Source organism: Massilia eurypsychrophila, from assembly GCF_002760655.1.
GTDB lineage: Bacteria > Pseudomonadota > Gammaproteobacteria > Burkholderiales > Burkholderiaceae_D > JAFCUW01.
The window spans coordinates 20,541-39,017 of record NZ_PDOC01000002.1 but is presented as its reverse complement, the minus strand read 5'-3'; the positions used below and the strand labels follow the sequence as shown (position 1 = coordinate 39,017).

Genomic DNA, 18,477 nt, shown 5'->3' with positions numbered 1-18,477 from the left:
GGTGCCGCGGCGCCTACTTCAACAGACCTGCCAGCTCCACCGCCGTCTTCACGCGCATCTTGTCGAGGATGTGCGCGCGGTGCACTTCCACCGTGCGCATGCTGATGCCCAGCTTGTCGGCGACGACCTTGTTCATCTTGCCGGCCAGGATCAGGTCGAGCACTTCGCGTTCGCGCGCCGATAGCGTCGCCAAGCGCTCGCGCACCGCCGCGCCGGCGCCGGCCGCGCGCGACTGCGCCAGCGCTTCCTGCACCCGGTCCATCAGCTGGTTGTCGTTGAAGGGCTTTTCGAAGAAGTCGAAGGCGCCGCGCTTGAGCATGTCGACCGCCATCGGCACGTCGCCGTGGCCAGTGAGGAAAATGACCGGCATCTGGGCGGTCAGGCCGCGCCCGCTCAACTGCTCGAACACGGCCACGCCATTCAGGTCCGGCATGCGTACATCGAGCAGCACGCAGTCGCCGTCGGCATCGAAGGCGGCGCCGGCCTGGTCAAGGAACGCTTGCGCCGTGGCGTAGCCACAGGCGTTGATGCCGCGCGACTGCGCCAGCCACGCGAGCGAGTCACGTATGACGTCCTCGTCGTCGACGATATGCAGCATTGATGTCTCCGTAATTCTTTATCCGATGGACGCAGTCTATCTCAGGTCGGCGACGCCTGGCTCGGCAAGGCGAACCTGAACACGGTGCCGCCACCGGGATTGTCGCCATGGCTCAAGGTGCCGCCGTGAAATTCGATGGCGGTGCGGCAAATCGACAGCCCCATGCCCATGCCTTCGGCCTTGGTCGAGAAGAACGGCGAGAACAGCCGCTCGGCGACCGCCGGCGCGATGCCGTGGCCCTGGTCGATCACCGACACCGTCACCTGGCCGGCCTCGTGCACGGCAGCAATGCGCAGCACGCGCCGCTCGGGCGCCACGCCCTGCATCGATTCGATGGCGTTGCGCGTCAGGTTCAGCAGCACTTGCTCGAGCATCATGCGGTCGGCGCTGACGGCCGGCAGCGCTGGTGGGATGCTGGTCTGGATGGCGACGAAATACTTGTTCGCCTGCAGTTCAATCAAGGTGCGGATGCCGTCGACCAGGTGGCCGATGTCGAGCAGCTGGCGCTGCGGTTCGCGCTTTTTGACGAACTCGTGCACGCTGCGGATGATCTGGCCGGCGCGCCGTGCCTGCTCGCTGGCCTGTTCCAGCGCCGGCTTCAGGATCGCCGGGTCGAGCGCGACGCCGCTGTCGGCGGCGCGCCCGAGCAGGTTCAGCGCGCCGGTGGTGTAGCTCGATATGGCCGCCAGCGGCTGGTTCAGTTCGTGCGCCAGCATCGACGAGATCTCGCCCATCGTCGCCAGGCGCGCCGACGCGTGCAGCTTTTCCTGTTGCTGGCGCGCCAATTCCTCGGCATTCTTGCGGTCCGAAATATCGAGGATCGAGCCCATCCAGCCGGTCTGGCGGCCTTCGCTGTCGACCAGCGGCGCCTCGAAGATCAGCACCGGCACGCGCTCGCCGTCGGCGCGCTGGAAGATGGTCTCGAACTGCGGTATGGCGGTGCCGGCCAGTACCGACGCGAAGCGCTGCTGGTAGTCGGCCATCGCTTCGGGCGCCCAGTACGCCATCGGCGGCGTCTTGCCGACCAGCTCCTCGGGCGGCAGGCCGACGATCTGGCAGAACGCCGGATTGACATAGGTGACGCGCCCTTCGAGGTCGCGCGCGCGCAGGCCCGTGACGAGCGAATCTTCCATCGCGGTACGAAACGCCATCTGCTGGCGCAGCGCGCCTTCGGCCTCCAGCCGGCGCCGGATGTGGCGCCACAGCGCGCCCAGGCTGACCAGCAGGCCCAGCGCGAGCGCGATGACCGAGCCGACCAGCAGGTTCGGCAGCAAGCGCGGCGCGCCCTTGACGCTGTCGGTGGCCAGCACCATCGTCGTGCCCGGCAAGTCGAGCGGGCGCTTGTGGGTGTACACGCCGCGGCCCGGGCCGGCGGCGGCGCGGGTGGCCAGCGGGCGGTCGTCGCGGTCGATCAGCGAGATCGCATTGTCCTGGGCGAACCACCACGGCACCGTGTCGTCGAGCAAGGTCTTGAGGTCGTAGGTGACGGCCAGGCTGCCGGTGTAGGCGCCGGCGGCAAACAGCGGCAGGTGATAGTCGACCAGCGCCGGCTCGCCCCGCGCGGTCAGGTATGGTTCGCTGTAGCGGCCCACGCGGGTGGCGCGCGCCAGTTCCCACGCTTCGCTCGACGGCGCCGGCATCGTGCCACCCGGCAGTTCGGCGCCGCCGGTCTGCAGCGGTTTGCCGGCCGCATCAAGCCAGCGCACGCGGCGCAGCTCGCGCCCGTTGGTGAGCAGCTGGGCGATGCGCGCCTGCACCGTGGCCGCCGGCGGGGCGGCGGCCAGCTCGCGGCCGAGGGCGACGATGGCTTCCTCGCTGCGGTTCAGTTCGAAGCGGATCGCCTGCTCGACCCACAGCGTGTCGGCGATCAGTTTTTCCTGCCGCTCATTGCTCTCCATTTCGCGCGCCTGCCACGGCAGCCACACCAGCACGGCGAGAAACAGCAGCACCAGCATCGCCGGCAGCAGGAAGCGCAGGGACCCTGCCGGCAGGTGCGGCGCAATTTTCGTGAACGGAATCTTCATGGCATACGTTGTTGCTGATGGGGAGGAAGTGCTATTGTGGCTTTCCACAATAGCCTGGCCGGGTGCAGCCGCTCAGACTGGGAGATCGTGCGAAGAATAACAGTAACCTCATAATCGCGGAGACCGGCATGCAGTTCAAGAAACTTGCCGCGGCGCTGGCTGCAGTGGTCGGCGTCAGCGTCAGCGCGTTCGCCCAGGCGCCGATCGTCATCAAATTTTCCCACGTGGTGGCGACCGATACGCCGAAAGGCCAGGCCGCCCAGCGCTTCAAGGAGCTGGCCGAAAAATCGACGCGCGGCCGGGTCCGGGTGGAACTGTACCCGAACAGCCAGCTCTATAAAGACAAGGAAGAGCTCGAAGCGTTGCAGCTGGGCGCGGTGCAGATGCTGGCGCCGTCGGTGGCCAAGTTCGGCCCGCTCGGCGTGAAGGAATTCGAGGTGTTCGACCTGCCGTACATCTTTCCGACCAAGGCGGCACTGTACGCGGTGACGCAAGGGCCGATCGGCCGGCGCATCCTGCAAAAGCTCGAACCGAAGGGCATCACCGGCCTGGCCTACTGGGACAACGGCTTCAAGGTGATGTCGGCCAACAAGCCACTGCGCATGCCGGCCGACTTCAAGGGCCTGAGGATGCGCATCCAGCAGTCGCGCGTGCTCGACGCGCAGATGCGCGCGCTGGGCGCCTACCCGCAGCCGCTGGCGTTCTCGGAAGTGCACCGCGCGCTGGCCGCCGGCGTGGTCGACGGCACCGAAAACCCGCCATCGAACATCTACACGCAGAAAATGCACGAGGTGCAAAAGCACATCACGATGTCGCACCACGGCTACCTCGGCTACGCCGTCATCGTCAACAAGAAGTTCTGGGACGGCTTGCCGGCCGACGTGCGCGCCAGTCTCGAGCAAGCGATGGTGGCGGCCACCAGCTACGAAAAAACCATCGCCCAGCGCGACAACGACGCCGCGATGGAAGCGATCAAAAAGACCGGCAAGACGGCAATTTACGAGCTCAGCGCGGCCGAACAGGCGGCCTGGCGCAAGGCGCTGCTGCCGGTGCACAAGGAAATGGAAAGTCGCATTGGCAAGGAACTGATCGAGGCGATCGTCAAGGCGGCGCCAAAGTAAGGCCGCTTGACGATGGTCAACTGACGATAAGGAACGCGCCGTCCGTGGGCTGGTCAAATGGTTCCTGGGAGCGATCGGCGCGCGTAGCACAAATTGCCAGGTAGATGTTTACAGATGAAATTAATTCAAGGATCGTGCTAAAAAAACCACGCCGTCCATTTTTAAATACGTTATGATTGGCATCTTTCCCGGGCACCACGATGGTGCGTCGGTGATCAAGACGGATTTAAAGTTTGGGGAGTAGTGATAAGAGCACGGTAGTCCATACCGGGAAATATCGAGGAGACACACGTTTTACAGAATGTCGTTGGCTCGACCAAACGACCGGAAACGTGAACTGACTTGGAGCGCACCCTAGGGTGCGCTTTTTTTCGCCCGCAGCCGCGGTTTCCCTACCCAGGCTGCATTGTTTTGTTGCCCGCATCGGCTTACACTGCTGTCATGAAACCCCTCTTCATCGCCCAGCAGGGCAGCGACATTTTCAGCGCCATCGTGGCCGCCCCGTTCGGCGCGATCGGCATCCGCACCGAAGCGGGGCAGCTGCGCGAACTGGTCTACCTGCCGCCCCATTTTAGTGAAAAGGACGCCACCGACGCGCTCGCCGAACAGGCCGGCGAACAGGTTGCGCGCTACTTCGCCGATGCCGATTTCAAGTTCAGCCTGCCGTTAGCCGAGGTCGGCAGCGCGTACCAGCACAAGGTGTGGGACGCGATCGCCAGCATCCCGCGCGGCAGCGTGCGTACCTACGGCCAGGTGGCCAAGCACATCGGATCGGCGCCGCGCGCGGTCGGCCAGGCCTGTGGCGCCAACTGGTTCCCCCTGGTCATCCCGTGTCACCGCGTCACCGCCGCCGGCGGGTTGGGCGGCTTTTCCAACCAGGACGACGAAAACGGTTTCCACCTCAGCGTCAAGCGCTGGCTGCTGAAACACGAAGGCGCGGCGATGGCCGGCACGCCGTGGCAGCAGCAGGCCATCTGGGCGTGAGCAAGCTTCCCGCCGACACCGCCCAGCCGTCGCCGGCCAACCTGGCGCTGATCGACCAATTCTGTGACAACCTGTGGCTCGAACAAGGGCTGGCGAAAAATTCGCTCGACGCCTACCGGCGCGACATGCGCCTGTTCGCCCGCTGGCTGCAGGTGCGCCGGCCCGACTGTGCCACCTTGCACCAGGTGCAGGCGCACGACTTGTCGGCCTATTTTGCCGAGCGCCACGCCGAGTCGAAGCCGAGTTCGGCCAACCGGCGCCTGTCGGTGCTCAAGCGCTTCTACCAGCTGGCGCTGCGGCACAAGCAGGTGGCGGCCGATCCATGCCTGAAGATGGCGTCGGCCAAGCAGCCGGACCGCTTCGTCCATACGCTCACCGAACAGCAGGTCGAAGCGCTGCTCGGCGCGCCCGATGTCGCCACGCCGCTCGGCCTGCGCGAGCGCACCATGCTCGAGCTGATGTATGCGAGCGGGCTGCGGGTGTCCGAGCTGGTCGGCCTGAAGCTGGTCGAACTGAGCATGAACGACGGCGTGCTGCGGGTGACCGGCAAGGGCAGCAAGACGCGCCTGGTGCCGTTCGGCCATGAGGCGCGCAAGTGGATCGAGCGCTATCTGAAGGAGGCGCGCGGCGTGATCCTCGACGGCCAGGTCGACGACGCGCTGTTCGTCACCGCGCGCGGCGGGGCGATGACGCGGCAGATGTTCTGGATCCTGATCAAGAAGCATGCGGCCAAGGCCGGGGTGACGGGGCCGCTGTCGCCGCACACCTTGCGGCACGCATTTGCCACCCATTTGCTCAACCATGGCGCCGACCTGCGCGTGGTGCAGTTATTGCTTGGACACGCCGATATTTCGACGACGCAGATCTACACGCACGTTGCGCGCGAGCGTCTCAAGCGGCTTCATGCCGAGCATCACCCGCGTGGTTAAATCAAATGCACTTGGCATAATGCGTCATAATGTGATTACGGCATTCCTTTCTATCGCGACAATTCAAGAGGTGATTCATGGCTAAAACAAATTTCTCGTACGAAAAGCGGCAACGCGAATTAGAGAAGAAAAAGAAAGCGGAGGAAAAAGCCAAGCGCAAGGCCGAAGCGAAGAGCACTCCGGGCGAGGGTGGCGAGACGGTTGAGCAGGACGAGGACGACGGCGAAGAGGCCGCCGCGTCGGAGACGCAGAACCCGGCTTGAAGGGCTGCGTCCAGCGGTCTATAATTTACGGTAAGAAAAAAAGCGCGGCCGTTCTGGCCGCGCTCCGTTTTCAATCACTGCCAGTTTGCTGCTACGCTACTTCCGCCAGGCCTTTGCCGCGGCCTTCGGCCGCCGGCGCGTCGTCGGCGTGCTCGCCGCGCTTGAACCAGCGCACCGCGCGCTTGCCCAGGTTGTCGAGGTAGGTGTACGCCACCGGCACCACCACCAATGTCAGCAAGGTCGACGTGATCACCCCGCCAATCACCGCGCGCCCCATCGGCGCCTGCTGCTCGCCGCCGTCGCCCATGCCGATCGCCATCGGCAGCATGCCGAAGATCATTGCCAAGGTCGTCATCAGGATCGGCCGCAGCCGCACCTGGCCGGCGTCGAGAATGGCCGCGTACTGGCCCTTGCCCTCGCGCTGGCCGTGGTTGGTGAAGTCGACCAGCAAAATTGCGTTCTTCGTCACCAGTCCCATCAGCATGACGATGCCGATCACCGAGAAGATGTTCAAGGTGCTGCCGGTTACCAGCAGCGCGATCAGCACGCCGATCATCGACAGCGGTAGCGACACCATGATCGCCACCGGCTGCAGGAAGCTGCCGAACTGCGAGGCCAGCACCAGGTAGATGAAGACGATCGCGATGACGATCGCGGCGATGAAGCCCGACATCGTCTCGGCCATCCGCTCGGCCTCGCCGCCGACGTCGAAGCGCACGCCGTCGGGCAGCGCGATCGACTTGATCGCCTTCTGCACGTCGCCGTTGACGTCGCCGTTCGGGCGGCCCTCGATGCCGGCGTAGATCGCCACCCGGCGCTCGAGCGCCTGGCGCTTGAGTACCTGCGGGCTGGTCGACGGCACGAATTCGACGATCTGGCGCAGCGGCACCATCACCGGATTGCCGGCGGCGTCGCGCTTGCTGGAGGCGACCGACAGGTCGGCCAGGTCGGCCACCTTCTGGCGCCCCGACTTCGGCAGCTGCACGTTGACGTCGTAGTTCTGGCCGTCCGGCGCCAGCCAGCGGCTGATCTGGTCGCCGGCGACGAACGGGCGCAGCGCGGCGCCGATCTGCTGCACCGACAAACCGAGGTCGCTGGCCAGCTCGTGGTTGATCTTGACGATGGTGGCCGGATTGGCGCCTTCCTGGCTGTACTCGATGTCGGCCACGCCCTTGATCGCGCGCATCTTGTCCATCAGCTTGCGCGCCACCGCGTCCAGCTTCGATTCGTCCTGGCCGAGAATGGCGATGAAGATCGGCCGGTTACCGACCGACATCGTGATGCCGGCGATCGACGCCAGGCGCGCGCGGATCACTTCTTCCATCACGTGCTGCGAGCGGCGCTTGACCTGGCGCGCGTCCGTCAGCTTCAGGTTGATCTGCGCCGTGTTGCGGCCATCGTAAGTGCCGACCGTGGTCGAGACGCTGTCGATTTCCTTGTACTCCTTGAGCGCCATTTCCACCTGCCTGACCTTGACGTCGGTGTACTCGAGGCTCGAGCCGACCGGCGTCTTGAAGCGCAGTTGCACATAGCCGTTGTCGGTCTGCGGGAACATCTCGCCGCCGACCAGCGGCATCAGGGCCAGGCTGCCGACAAACAGCAGCAGCGCCAGCAGCAGGGTCGACTTGCGCCAGTTCAGCGCCACCGCCAGCGTCTTGCCGTACCAGACGTGCAGGCGGTCGATGCCGTGCTCGATGCGCTCCATCATGCGGCCCAGCCACGGCACGTACTTGAAGCGGTCCTTGACCGGATCCGGCCACACCGACGACAGCATCGGGTCGAGCGTGAAGCTGACGAACAGCGACACCAGCACCGCCACCGCGACGGTGATGCCGAACTGCAGGAAGAAGCGGCCGATGATGCCTTGCATGAAGGCGATCGGCACGAACACGGCGACGATCGCGAATGTCGTCGCCATCACGGCCAGGCCGATCTCGTTGGTGCCGTCGTAGGCTGCCTGCAGGTGCTTCTTGCCCATGCCGAGGTGGCGCACGATGTTCTCGCGCACCACGATGGCGTCGTCGATCAGCAGGCCAATGCACAGCGACAGCGCCATCAGGGTCAGGAAATTGAGCGTGAAGCCGAACACTTTCATCGCGATGAAGCTGGCCAGCACCGAGATCGGCAAAGTGAGGCCGGTGATGATGGTGCTGCGCCACGAATGCAGGAACAGGAACACGATCAGCATCGTCAGCAGGGCGCCTTCGATGATGGTCTTCTTGACGTTGTCGAGCTGGCTCTGCACGCGCTCGGCCTGGTCTTCCATCGTCTTGATCTTGATGTCGGCGCCGAAGTTTTTCTGCAGCTCCGTTACTACCTTCTTGATGGCGGCGCCCACTTCGACGACGTTGGCGCCTTGCACCTTGGTCACTTCGAGCGAGATGGCGCGCTGGCCGTTCATGCGCGAGATCGACGTTTCTTCCTGCTCGCCGTCGACCACCGTGGCGACCTGGTCGAGGTAGACCGGGCCGCTGGCGCGCCGCGCGACGATGATGCGGTTGAAGTCGCGCGCCAGCTTCATCTTGCTTTCGATGCGCACCAGGCGCTCGCTGGCGCCGAAGCTGATGTTACCGGCCGGCATATTGGCGTTGGTCGCCTGGATCGCGCGCAGCACTTCGTCGACGCCGATGTTCTGGCTTTGCAGCTGCTCGGGTTTCAGGCTCACCAGGATCTGGCGGTTGGTCTTGCCGTTGACACGCACCTGGCCGACGCCGGCCACGCCTTGCAGGCGCTTGACGATGACCTGTTCGGTCAGGGTCGACAGCTCGCGCAGGCTGCGCGTGTCGGACGTGAGCATCAGCTCGTAGATTGGCTGCGAGTTGTCGCCTTCGGCGCGCACGATGAAGGGCTCCTTGGCTTCTTTAGGGAAGCCCGGGCGCACGCGGCCGATGTTGTCGCGCACCTCCTGCATCGCCTTGTCCATGTTGGTCGACAGGTGAAATTCGAGCGACACGCCGGCGCGCCCTTCCCACGAATTGCTGCGGATCGACTTGATGCCGCTGACGGTGTTGATCGCGTCTTCCAATGGGCGCGTGATGTCGTTTTCCACTTGCGCGGGCGAGGCGCCCGGATACTGCACCTCGACCCAGGCGAACGGAATCTCGACGTTCGGCATGGACTCCAGGCCCAGGCTGCGGTACGAAAATAGGCCGAGCACCATCAAAGCGACCATCACCATGGTGGCAAACACCGGATTCTGGATACTGGTTTTAGTGATCCACATGGCTTAACCCTTCGCCGGCGCTGGGGCGGCGGCGGCCACCGGCGCGGCGCCAATGCGCACCTTGTCGCCGGGTTTCACCCCATCGAGCCTGGCGACGATCACGCTGGCCCCTTCGGCCAGGCCCGACGTGACCTGGGCCATGCCTTCATCCTCGTTGCGCAGGCCCAGGGTGACCGGCTGCGCCACCACCTTGTTGCCTTCGACGATGTAGACCACCTGCTGGCCTTTTTCGGTGCGCAGCGCCGCCAGCGCCACCACCGGCGTGACAGCCGTTTTCTCGGTGGTGATGCCGCCCTTGGCGAACATGCCGCCTCGCAGTGCGCCGTCGGCGTTGTCGACGCTGATGTAGACCAGCATCGAGCGCGAGCCGGCCTCGGTGGTCGGACTGATGCGGGCGACCTTGCCGGCAAAATCGCGCTGCGGGAAGCCGTCGACCTTGAAGCGCACGTCCTGACCCACTTTGACACGCGGCACTTCCGACGCCGGCACCTGCGCTTCCAGGGTCAGCTGGCGCAGATTGACGATGGTAAACACCGACATGTCGGGCGCCACCTTTTCGCCCGCCTGCACGTGGCGCTTGCTGACCACGCCGGACAGCGGCGCGCGAATCACCGTGTCGGCCAGCGCAATGCGCGCCAGCTCGAGCTGCGCGCGCATGGCGTTGACGCTGGCCTGCGCCAGCTCGACGCTGTTGAGCGTGGTGTCGTAGGAATTTTGCGAGATGTAGTTCTGCTTGAGCAGCGCCTGGCTGTTGGCGTTGTTCTTCTTCGCCATCGCCAGGCGCGCCGACGCCTCGTCGAGGGCGGCCTGCTGCTGCGCCACGCGGGCGCGCTGGTCGGCGGCGTCGAGCCTGGCGATGACCTGGCCGGCGGCGACGTTCATGCCTTCCTGCACCGCCGTCTCCGTTACCACGCCGGACACCTTCGACTTGATGGTGGCCTGGGTCAGCGGCGCGAGCGAGCCCGACAGCGACAGGTCGAGCCGCACCTCGCGCGCCTCGACCGCGGCGACGTCGGCGCTGGAGAGTTCGTAGACGTCGACTTTCGGCGCGTCCTTGCCGTCTTTGCCATCCGTGGCCTGCGCCGTCGTGGCGGCCGGCGCCTTCGACTTCTGCAAGTAGGCGTAGCCGCCGCCGGCCAGCAGCACGATCAGCAGCGCGGCGACGGGCTTTTTCCAGCGGCGTGGACGGGTGGTGGGATGTGCTTGCGCCAGCGGCAGGGTTTCGATTTTCATTGTTTGGTATCCGTTTTTGTTCTTCGCGAGAGCGGGGGCGCATGGGCTCCGCCTGCAGGCAGTGGGAGCGTCATGCGCATGGTGACACTATAGAAAAAGACAACTGACGCCGTCATGGGAATGCGACAGGCAGCCAATTCGGCACGACGGACGGCATAAATCCCCGATAAAGTGCAAATGGTGTCCGCCGGAAACTTCCACGGCTGGAACGTTTGCGCGCGCACAAGCGGTTTTCGGATTGTGCGGTCAAAAATGACCTGTCCGATAGTGATGCAGTCAGATAAGTGCAGACTGAACATCGCGCGCGGGGGCGCGAACCGACAAAGGATGCTCAGTGGAAGACGTGATACCTGCCCTGCTGCCCGGCGCGGAACCGGACGCGCCCGGCCTGGCCGCCCTGGAACTGCTGTACCGCCTGGTCGCCGCGGTCGAACTGACGCCGAACGTGGCGGTGCACAGCAGCGACCGCGATGGCGTGGTGCGCTACTGGAACCGCACCTGCGCCGAGCTGATCGGGCTGGCGCCGGCTGAAGCGCTCGGCCGCCAGCTCACCAGCGTGATCGTCCGCCCCGGCTACGAAGGCGAGTTTGCCGCCACCATCGCGGCGATCTGGCGCACCGGCATCGCGCCGCCGCCGCGCGAATGGCCCATCCGCCGCGCCGACGGCGCCGAGCGCTGGGTCTGTTCGAGCCACTTCCCGGTCATCCGCGACGGCGTCACCCAGCAGGTGATCTGCATGGAACTCGACGTCACCGGCCGCAAGACCGACGAGCTGGCGCTGCTGCGCGCCGGTGCCGATTTTCGCCGCCTGTACGAGCGCTCGACCGACGCCATCGTGCTGGTGCGCGGGCGCCGAATCATCGACGTCAACCCGGCCGCGCTGCGCCTGTTCGGCTGCGACGGCCGCGAACGCATGGTTGGGCACGGCCTGGCCGACTTCTCGCCGCCGCAGCAGCCGTCCGGCGAAGCGTCCAGCACGCGCCAGGAGGCGCTGGCGGCGCAGGCGGCCAGCGACGGCAACCAGCGCTACGAATGGCTGTACCGCTCCTGCGGCGGCGGGCTGTTCTGGGCAGAGGTGCTGCTGACGTCGGTCGCGATCGACCACGAGCAGCTGTCGTTCGCGGTCATCCGCGACATCTCGCAGCGCAAGTCGACCGAGCGCACGCTGACGATGGCCGCGCAGGTGTTCGAGAACTGCCGCGACGCCATCCTGATCCTCGACGGCGCCTGCCGCGTCGTCGCCGTCAATCAGGCGTTTACCGACATCACCGGCTTCGCGCCGGCCGACATCATCGGCCGCGAGGTGCCGAGCCTGCGCTCCGGCGTGCACGAGCCGGCCTTCTACCAGGAGATCTGGGACTTCGTCGTCGCGCACGACCACTGGGAGGGCGAAGTGCTGTGCGTGCGCAGCAACGCCGAGGAGTACCCGGTGTGGGCGGCGCTGACGGCCATTCGCGACGGCGCCGGCAAGGTGTCGAACTACATGGCGATTTTGTCCGACATCACCGACCGCAAGCAGGTCGAAGAACATACCCGCCACCTGGCCGAACACGACTTCCTGACCGACCTGCCGAACCGGGTGCTGTTCCTCGACCGCTTGCAGCAGGCGCTGGCGACGTCGCGCCGCCAGCACACGCGGGTGGCCGTGATGTTCCTCGACCTCGACCGCTTCAAGGCGATCAATGACAGCTACGGCCACCAGGCCGGCGACGTCGTGCTCAGGGAAGTGGCGGCGCGGCTGACGCGCTGCGTGCGCGGCGTCGACACCGTCAGCCGCCAGGGCGGCGACGAATTCGTCGTCATCCTGGCCGACATCGGCGGCGCCGACCAGGCCGCGCACGTGGCCGGCAGCGTGATGCACGCGGTGGGCCAGCCGATGAAGGTGCTCGGCCAGGAGATTGCGCTGTCGGCGTCGATCGGCATCAGCATCTTTCCCAGCGACGGCCACGACGTCGACACCTTGATGCGCCACGCCGACGTGGCCATGTACCACGCCAAGCAGAACGGGCGCAACGCCTTCCGCTTCTTCAGTCCGGAGATGAACGCCCACGTCGTCGAGCGGGTACAGATCGAAAACAAGCTGCGCCAGGCGCTGGCCAACAACGAGTTCGTGCTCGAGTACCAGCCCGAGATCGACATCGCCAGCGGGCGCACCATCGGCTTCGAGGCGCTGATCCGCTGGCGCCACCCGGAGCGCGGCCTGCTGCAGCCGGACCAGTTCATCCCGATCGCCGAAGCGTCCGGCCTGATCGTGCCGATCGGCGCATGGGTGCTGCGCGAAGCGTGCGCGCAGGCGCGCGCCTGGCGCGACCAGGGCTGCCCGGTGGTGGTGGCGGTCAACCTGTCGAACGTCCAGTTCATCCACGACCACCTGCTGCAGTATGTCGACGATGCGCTGGCCGCCTCAAGCCTGGCGCCGCAGTTCCTCGACCTCGAGATCACCGAGGGGATGATCATGAAGGGCGACGAGGCGACGATCGATACCGTCAACGCGCTGCACCGGCGCGGCGTGCAGATTACCGTCGACGACTTCGGCACCGGCTGCTCGAGCCTGTCGACGTTGCGGCGCTACCGGCTATCGAAGCTGAAGATCGACCGCTCGTTCATCGACGACATCATGCGCGAGCCGGACGACGCGGCCATCATCCCGGCCATCATCGCGGTGGCGCGCAGTTTGAAGCTGCGGGTGATTGCCGAAGGCGTCGAGACGGCCGAGCAGCTGCGCTTCCTGCAGCAGCACGGCTGCGACGAGTACCAGGGTTACTACGCCAGCATGGCGTCGAGCGAGCCGGATCTCAGGCGCCGGCATCCATGAGGGTGCTGGCGACGTCGAACAGGCGGATGCGCGCCAGCACCTGGCCGTGGTCGGACGCCTGCGGCAGTTCCAGCACCAGGTGGTCGTTCAGGTAGACCACGTCGACCACTTCGCCGATCGCGTTCGGCAGCGCGCCGTTGAATTCTTCCGACACCAAGATATGGTCGATCGTCGTGTAGTGGCCGTCGTGCAGGCTGGAGAAGCCGACGTGGCGCAGGTGGTCCTGGCGGCGCTGCAGCTGGTAGGCGTCGAACATGCGCTCGCCGAGCGGCGCGCCGGCGCCAAGCACGATGCCGGTGGTGACGGCATCGGCGACGTCGTTGAAGTCGCCCAGCACCACGCGCGGACGCTGGTTCTCGCGCGCCAGGTTCGACAGCAGCACGCGCAGCGCCACCGCCTCGGTGCCGCGCCGGATCAGCGAGCGCAGGCAGGCCAGCGCGTACAGCTGCGCATCCTCGCAGCTGTCGCCGGTGCGGTAGTCGGGGCGCTTCGACTTCAGGTGGATCACCACCACGTCGACGGTGACGTCGGGCGAGACGATCACCTGTGCATGCACGACGGGCCGGGCGAAGCGGTCGGCGTCGCGGCTGCCTGCAGGCATCTCGATGCCGTTCGGGAACAGCGTGTGCGCCGCGCCGGGTGCTGCCAGCGGCAGGCGCGACACCAGCGCCACGCTCGGCGTCAGGCGCTCGGCGGCGGGATCGGGATCGAAGCCGACGTGGTAGGCGTCGCGGTAATTGCGGGTGCGGGACAAGGCCAGCTTCAGCGCCGCCTGCGAGAAAATTTCCTGGAAGCCGATCACATCGGCGTCGAGCAAGTCGATCTGGCGCGCCGTCCAATCGATCTTCGCCTCGAATTCTTCCTCGGTGCACGGCACCAGGTTGTCGTACAGTTTCGCGCCGGCGGGAGCCAAGTTTAAGACGTTAAACGTCGCAAAGCGAATTTCCTGCTGCATAATAAGAAACTCCTCGTGCGACACGTAGTCGCTGAAGTGCCGGAATTCGGCAAACACTAAGCAGTACACACCGCAAACATGCGCTAAGTCCTTGATTTTCACAGGATGTTAGCGTCGGCTCTACAGGTTCGCCTAACGAATTTGTATAGTTTAACTTCAAAATACTCCACCAAATAGAACGACAATCCCGAACCCTACGGGTCGTTGGATCGCAAATTCTCGCCCAAAAGGCGGTTGAGTGTTGTCAAAATGCGACATGGCCGGAAGTTTTTCTTCCGACACGTTGTGCTGCTCCTTTACCAAGAAACAGCTCAGACAAGCCAGAAATGGCGTTTGGATCATGTAAGCGTAAGTCCTGCAAAAGTCAGAGCGCAAACTCTGTGATGTCTTGTCGCATCCAAAATATCAGGAACTGCGACCGAACGTACGACCGTTCGTCACCTAATTCGGACATGCGTCACTGGCAACGGTGGGGTGTGAAGCTCCGATAATACCCCCACCTCGGTGGCGTCGTTCCCACGCGAGTGGAACGGCGGAAACTGCTAGCAGAAAGGCGGTGGAGGGAAGGGTGAGCGCTGTACGGGCAACATAAGTGAACTGTCGATCGAACCCTCGTTATCTTAGCAAGGCCCAATCTGCTGTTGGCCTTAACCAAACGGTGCATGGTTAGATATTTCCGTGAGGTGGGAAATACGTCGTTATACAACCATCGGGGGATAGACAGGCCCTAACCAGTAGGTCGCGGCGTATGTCAGCCGCGTCGACATTGCAGGGAACGTGGTAAGCCCGATTTTCCGCCAACCTTCAGAACACCGAAAGAGGCAGGGGACCCGTAAGGAGAACTGTTGGAAGAGCGGGTATAGGATGATGGAAAAAGCGAATGCCGGATTGTAACGATTCGGATACGAATTCAAGATTTGTTCGACCTGAAAAGGTGCAGACTTCCATCTGGTGTAATTGTCGTCATACGACCGCATTGTCTCCAAGTAGTTATTTTTCAACCGCCCCGAAGGGATGCAGTTCACCCTTCGGGGGGAACCTGCGTCCTCGGTGGGCATCACTACCCGAGGTACAGCATGAAAGTAATCGATATGAAAAATATCGGTTCTGCGTCCTCGCACGCTCCGCATGAATGGGCCGCCATCAACTGGCGGCTGGTTCAACGGAATGTGAGAGCCATGCAGAGTCGATTAGCGAAGGCTTCGCAGGACGGAAATTGGCGCAAGGTAAAAGCCCTGCAACGATGGCTGTCCCACTCGTTCAGTGCGAAAGCACTGGCAGTCAAACGAGTGACGGAGAATCAAGGCAAACGAACCGCAGGTGTGGATCGTGAACTATGGGATACGCCGCAGCAGAAATTCGCTGCGATTGCTCGATTGAAGAAGCAGCGGTATAGGCCACTGCCATTACGGAGGGTCTACATTCCGAAACCGAACGGGAAGTTACGTCCTTTGGGCATACCGACCATGCGGGACAGGGCCATGCAAGCACTACATTTGCTTGGACTCGACCCAGTTTTGGAAACGATGAGCGACCCGAACTCATATGGGTTCAGGAAAAATCGCTCAACGGCCGACGCGATGTCGCAGATATTCCTGCAAACGTGTCGGAAGGTCTCGGCACAGTGGATCTTGGATGCGGACATCGAGGGATTCTTCGATAACATCAATCACGACTGGATGATCGACAACATCCGAATGGACAAGTCGATCCTGAAGAAGTGGCTGAAGGCCGGGGTGGTCGACCGGGAGCAATTGATGGCAACCACAACGGGAACGCCACAGGGCGGCATCATTAGCCCGGCGCTGGCTAACTGGACGCTGAATGGCTTGGAAACGGAACTTGTCGCGCACTTAGAGGCGACATGTGGCGTGCTCAAGACCAGGAAACTCAAAGTCGGCGTTGTACGGTATGCGGACGACTTCATCATAACGGGCGCGTCGAAAGAGGTGCTTGAAACGATAGTCAAACCTTGGGTAGAAGGCTTCCTTGCAGTTCGAGGGTTGCGACTGTCTGAGGCGAAAACCAAAATCGTGCACATCGACGAAGGTTTCGACTTCCTTGGGTGGAACTTCCGGAAGTATTCGGAAAAACTACTCATCAAGCCAAGTAAGAAAAACGTGCAAGCGTTCTATGAAAAGCTACGGAAGGTCATCGGCGACAACCTTGGGGCAAAGCAGGAGAATCTGATTCGACTGCTAAACCCGATGTTGCGGGGCTGGGCGCAGTATCACAGTCCTGTCGTTGCTAAGCAGGCTTACTCGCGCATGGAGTCGCTACTGTTCTGGCGGCTTATGCGGTGGGCAAGGCGGAGACACCCGATGAAGAACGCCGACTGGATTCGCCGGCGGTACTGGCGTACGGTCGAAGGTCGGAACTGGGTGTTCGCCGCGGACATCAACGCGAAAGATGGTGGAAAGGGTGTGGTCGAACTGTATTCGCTTGCGAATACCCCGATCGAACGACACAGGAAAGTCAAAGGGGCTTACCAGCCTTATGATCCGCAATGGGAAATGTACGGTGAGACACTTCGACAGGAACGCATGCTCAAGAGCATGAGTTACCGGAAGCAGTGGGCTCGTCTGTATTTGGATCAAAGCGGTCTGTGCGCGCTCTGCGGGTACGAGATGGATATAGAGACGGGCTGGCACGATCACCACATTGAATACCGTGTGGCGGGAGGCTCGGACGTCCTTGGAAATCGCGTACTATTGCACCCAAACTGTCATGCCCAAGTGCATAGTCTTGGTTTGAAAGTTGTTAAGCCGGTTCCAGTATAGGAACTTTTATTATGCTTGAGCCGTGTGCGATGAAAATCGCAAGCACGGTTCTTAGGGGGGAGAGATCCAGTAATGGATTTCTCCTACCCTCCAATGAATGAACAGCGTATCACGCATGGCTAAGAAAGAGCACATTTCCGAAACACCCGCGACCCAATTCCTGCGCAAGCACCAGGTCGCGTTCAGCGAACATCCGTATGCGTACGAGGAAAAGGGCGGCACCGCGGTGTCGGCGCGCGAGCTCGGCGTCGACGAGCACGCGGTCGTCAAGACCCTGGTGATGCAGGACGAGGCGGCGCGCCCGCTGCTGGTGCTGATGCATGGCGACTGCACCGTGTCGACCAAGAACCTGGCGCGCGCGATCCCGTGCAAGTCGGTCGAGCCGTGCAAGCCGGACGTGGCGAACCGCCATACCGGTTTCCTGGTCGGCGGCACCAGCCCGTTCGGCACGCGCAAGGCGATGCCGGTGTATGTCGAGAAAACGATTTTCGACCTGGCGCGCATCTACATCAACGGCGGGCGCCGCGGCTACCTGGTCGGCATGGATCCGGCCGAGTTGCTGCGCCTGCTGGCGCCGATCGCGGTCGAGGTCGCGCTGCCCTAATCGTTACATCAGCTTGATGCCGGGGAAAGACAGCAACGACGTCTCGCGCATCACCTGCACGAAGTCGGCCAGGTAGGCGTTGCCGGCCAAGTGTTTCGGGATCACCGCGTACAGCCGGCCGGTCAGGCCGTCGGGGCCGATGCGCTGGCGCGCCACATAACCGCGTTCGAGATAGCCGTTGACCGCCCACAGCGGCAGCGCCGCAAAGCCGCGTCCGCTTGCCACCAGCTGCAGCATGCCGACCGTCAGCTCGGTGGTGCGGCGCGGCGGCTCGATGCCGGCAGGTTTCAGTACCTGGCGTACCAGGTCGAGCATGTCGTCCGGCACCGGATAGGTAATCAAGGCCTGGCCGGCAAAGTCGCCCGCTTCCAGGTACGGCTTGGCCAGGTAGGGGTGGTTCAGCGGCAGCAGCGCCACCATTTCGAATTCGAACAGCGGGTGGAACACCATGTCGGTCTCGTCCTCGTCGATGTCGGAGACGATGGCCAGCTCGGCGCGGTCCTGGTGCAGCAGGCCGACCGGATCGGCCTGGAACCCCGAGATGATGTCCTGCTCGACCTGTGGCCAGCGTTCGCGCAGCGCGTCCATCGACGGCATCAGCCAGTCGAAACAGGTATGGCATTCGACCGCGATGCGCAGCTTGCCCGAGCCGTGGCCGGCCAGCCGCGCCAGGTCGCGTTCGGCCGTCTCCACCGCCGGCAGCACGCGCGTCGCGAGGTCGAGCAGGCGCTGGCCGGCCGCGGTGAACACGATCGGGCTCGACTTGCGCTCGAACAGGCTGGCCTGGTATTGCTCCTCGAGGATCTTGACCTGGTGCGACAGCGCCGACTGGGTCACGTTGAGCAATTGCGCCGCGCGAGAGATGGTGCCCGATTGCTTCAGCGCGACAAGGGTGCGCAGGTGGCGCAGTTCAAGCAGGGAATGGGTCATGAATTATTTTCAGGTGAG

13 protein-coding genes are annotated in these 18,477 nt (G+C 63.7%); 7 read left to right on the top strand and 6 right to left on the bottom strand.

What is annotated here, in order from left to right; all coding sequences use genetic code 11:
- Positions 1-13: 13 nt before the first annotated feature.
- Together CR105_RS02935 and CR105_RS02930 are read right to left on the bottom strand one after the other, a co-directional pair.
- On the bottom strand, positions 14-598 hold the full coding sequence (locus CR105_RS02935) for a response regulator transcription factor (protein WP_099786951.1): 585 nt from the start codon (positions 596-598) through the stop codon (positions 14-16).
- Between the two features lie 41 nt (positions 599-639).
- Positions 640-2,622 carry a two-component system sensor histidine kinase NtrB gene (locus CR105_RS02930; protein WP_099786950.1) on the bottom strand — a complete coding sequence of 661 codons (1,983 nt, stop codon included), beginning with the start codon at positions 2,620-2,622 and terminating at the stop codon, positions 640-642.
- Positions 2,623-2,750: 128 nt separating this feature from the next.
- Here CR105_RS02930 and CR105_RS02925 point away from each other — a divergent pair, with 128 nt between their 5' ends.
- The 4 genes from CR105_RS02925 (at position 2,751) to CR105_RS02910 (ending at position 5,919) form a co-directional block, all read left to right on the top strand.
- A complete protein-coding gene (locus tag CR105_RS02925; RefSeq protein WP_099786949.1) occupies positions 2,751-3,743 on the top strand; it encodes a TRAP transporter substrate-binding protein in 993 nt (330 codons plus the stop codon).
- 441 nt (positions 3,744-4,184) lie between these two features.
- Complete coding sequence (locus CR105_RS02920; protein ID WP_099786948.1) at positions 4,185-4,727, top strand: methylated-DNA--[protein]-cysteine S-methyltransferase; 543 nt, start codon at positions 4,185-4,187, stop codon at positions 4,725-4,727.
- The gene (gene xerD / locus CR105_RS02915; protein ID WP_180288071.1) at positions 4,700-5,656 is read left to right on the top strand and encodes a site-specific tyrosine recombinase XerD; all 957 of its coding nucleotides are present in this window, start codon (positions 4,700-4,702) and stop codon (positions 5,654-5,656) included. Before CR105_RS02920 ends, xerD begins: the two co-directional genes overlap by 28 nt.
- Before the next feature lie 77 nt (positions 5,657-5,733).
- Positions 5,734-5,919, top strand: a complete 186-nt coding sequence (locus CR105_RS02910) for a hypothetical protein (protein WP_099786946.1) — start codon at positions 5,734-5,736, stop codon at positions 5,917-5,919.
- 91 nt (positions 5,920-6,010) lie between these two features.
- On the opposite strand, the gene CR105_RS02905 is transcribed toward CR105_RS02910, so the two are convergent.
- On the bottom strand, positions 6,011-9,142 hold the full coding sequence (locus CR105_RS02905) for an efflux RND transporter permease subunit (RefSeq protein ID WP_099786945.1): 3,132 nt from the start codon (positions 9,140-9,142) through the stop codon (positions 6,011-6,013).
- Positions 9,143-9,145: 3 nt separating this feature from the next.
- On the bottom strand, positions 9,146-10,375 hold the full coding sequence (locus CR105_RS02900) for an efflux RND transporter periplasmic adaptor subunit (RefSeq protein WP_099786944.1): 1,230 nt from the start codon (positions 10,373-10,375) through the stop codon (positions 9,146-9,148).
- Positions 10,376-10,709: 334 nt separating this feature from the next.
- On the opposite strand from CR105_RS02900, the gene CR105_RS02895 reads away from it, so the two are divergent.
- Positions 10,710-13,190 carry a sensor domain-containing protein gene (locus CR105_RS02895; protein ID WP_229413596.1) on the top strand — a complete coding sequence of 827 codons (2,481 nt, stop codon included), beginning with the start codon at positions 10,710-10,712 and terminating at the stop codon, positions 13,188-13,190.
- Here CR105_RS02895 and CR105_RS02890 read toward each other — a convergent pair.
- Positions 13,171-14,145, bottom strand: coding sequence for an endonuclease/exonuclease/phosphatase family protein (locus CR105_RS02890; protein WP_099787422.1), 975 nt, complete (start codon positions 14,143-14,145; stop codon positions 13,171-13,173). The two genes, CR105_RS02895 and CR105_RS02890, sit on opposite strands and share 20 nt — an antisense overlap.
- A gap of 1,076 nt (positions 14,146-15,221) precedes the next feature.
- On the opposite strand from CR105_RS02890, the gene ltrA reads away from it, so the two are divergent.
- Complete coding sequence (gene ltrA, locus CR105_RS02885; protein WP_099786943.1) at positions 15,222-16,925, top strand: group II intron reverse transcriptase/maturase; 1,704 nt, start codon at positions 15,222-15,224, stop codon at positions 16,923-16,925.
- 115 nt (positions 16,926-17,040) lie between these two features.
- Positions 17,041-17,529, top strand: coding sequence for an aminoacyl-tRNA deacylase (locus CR105_RS02880; RefSeq protein ID WP_099787421.1), 489 nt, complete (start codon positions 17,041-17,043; stop codon positions 17,527-17,529).
- A 3-nt stretch (positions 17,530-17,532) separates the two neighbouring features.
- Here the strand turns inward: CR105_RS02880 and CR105_RS02875 are convergent, their stop codons facing one another.
- A complete protein-coding gene (locus CR105_RS02875) occupies positions 17,533-18,459 on the bottom strand; it encodes a LysR family transcriptional regulator (protein ID WP_099786942.1) in 927 nt (308 codons plus the stop codon).
- Positions 18,460-18,477: the final 18 nt, after the last annotated feature.

Coding starts and splice junctions, on each gene's coding strand:
- CR105_RS02935 (WP_099786951.1), bottom strand. CDS start 598: ATGCTGCATATCGTCGACGACGAGGACGTCATACGTGACTCGCTCGCG.
- CR105_RS02930 (WP_099786950.1), bottom strand. CDS start 2,622: ATGAAGATTCCGTTCACGAAAATTGCGCCGCACCTGCCGGCAGGGTCC.
- CR105_RS02925 (WP_099786949.1), top strand. CDS start 2,751: ATGCAGTTCAAGAAACTTGCCGCGGCGCTGGCTGCAGTGGTCGGCGTC.
- CR105_RS02920 (WP_099786948.1), top strand. CDS start 4,185: ATGAAACCCCTCTTCATCGCCCAGCAGGGCAGCGACATTTTCAGCGCC.
- CR105_RS02910 (WP_099786946.1), top strand. CDS start 5,734: ATGGCTAAAACAAATTTCTCGTACGAAAAGCGGCAACGCGAATTAGAG.
- CR105_RS02905 (WP_099786945.1), bottom strand. CDS start 9,142: ATGTGGATCACTAAAACCAGTATCCAGAATCCGGTGTTTGCCACCATG.
- CR105_RS02900 (WP_099786944.1), bottom strand. CDS start 10,375: ATGAAAATCGAAACCCTGCCGCTGGCGCAAGCACATCCCACCACCCGT.
- CR105_RS02890 (WP_099787422.1), bottom strand. CDS start 14,145: ATGCAGCAGGAAATTCGCTTTGCGACGTTTAACGTCTTAAACTTGGCT.
- ltrA (WP_099786943.1), top strand. CDS start 15,222: ATGAAAGTAATCGATATGAAAAATATCGGTTCTGCGTCCTCGCACGCT.
- CR105_RS02880 (WP_099787421.1), top strand. CDS start 17,041: ATGGCTAAGAAAGAGCACATTTCCGAAACACCCGCGACCCAATTCCTG.
- CR105_RS02875 (WP_099786942.1), bottom strand. CDS start 18,459: ATGACCCATTCCCTGCTTGAACTGCGCCACCTGCGCACCCTTGTCGCG.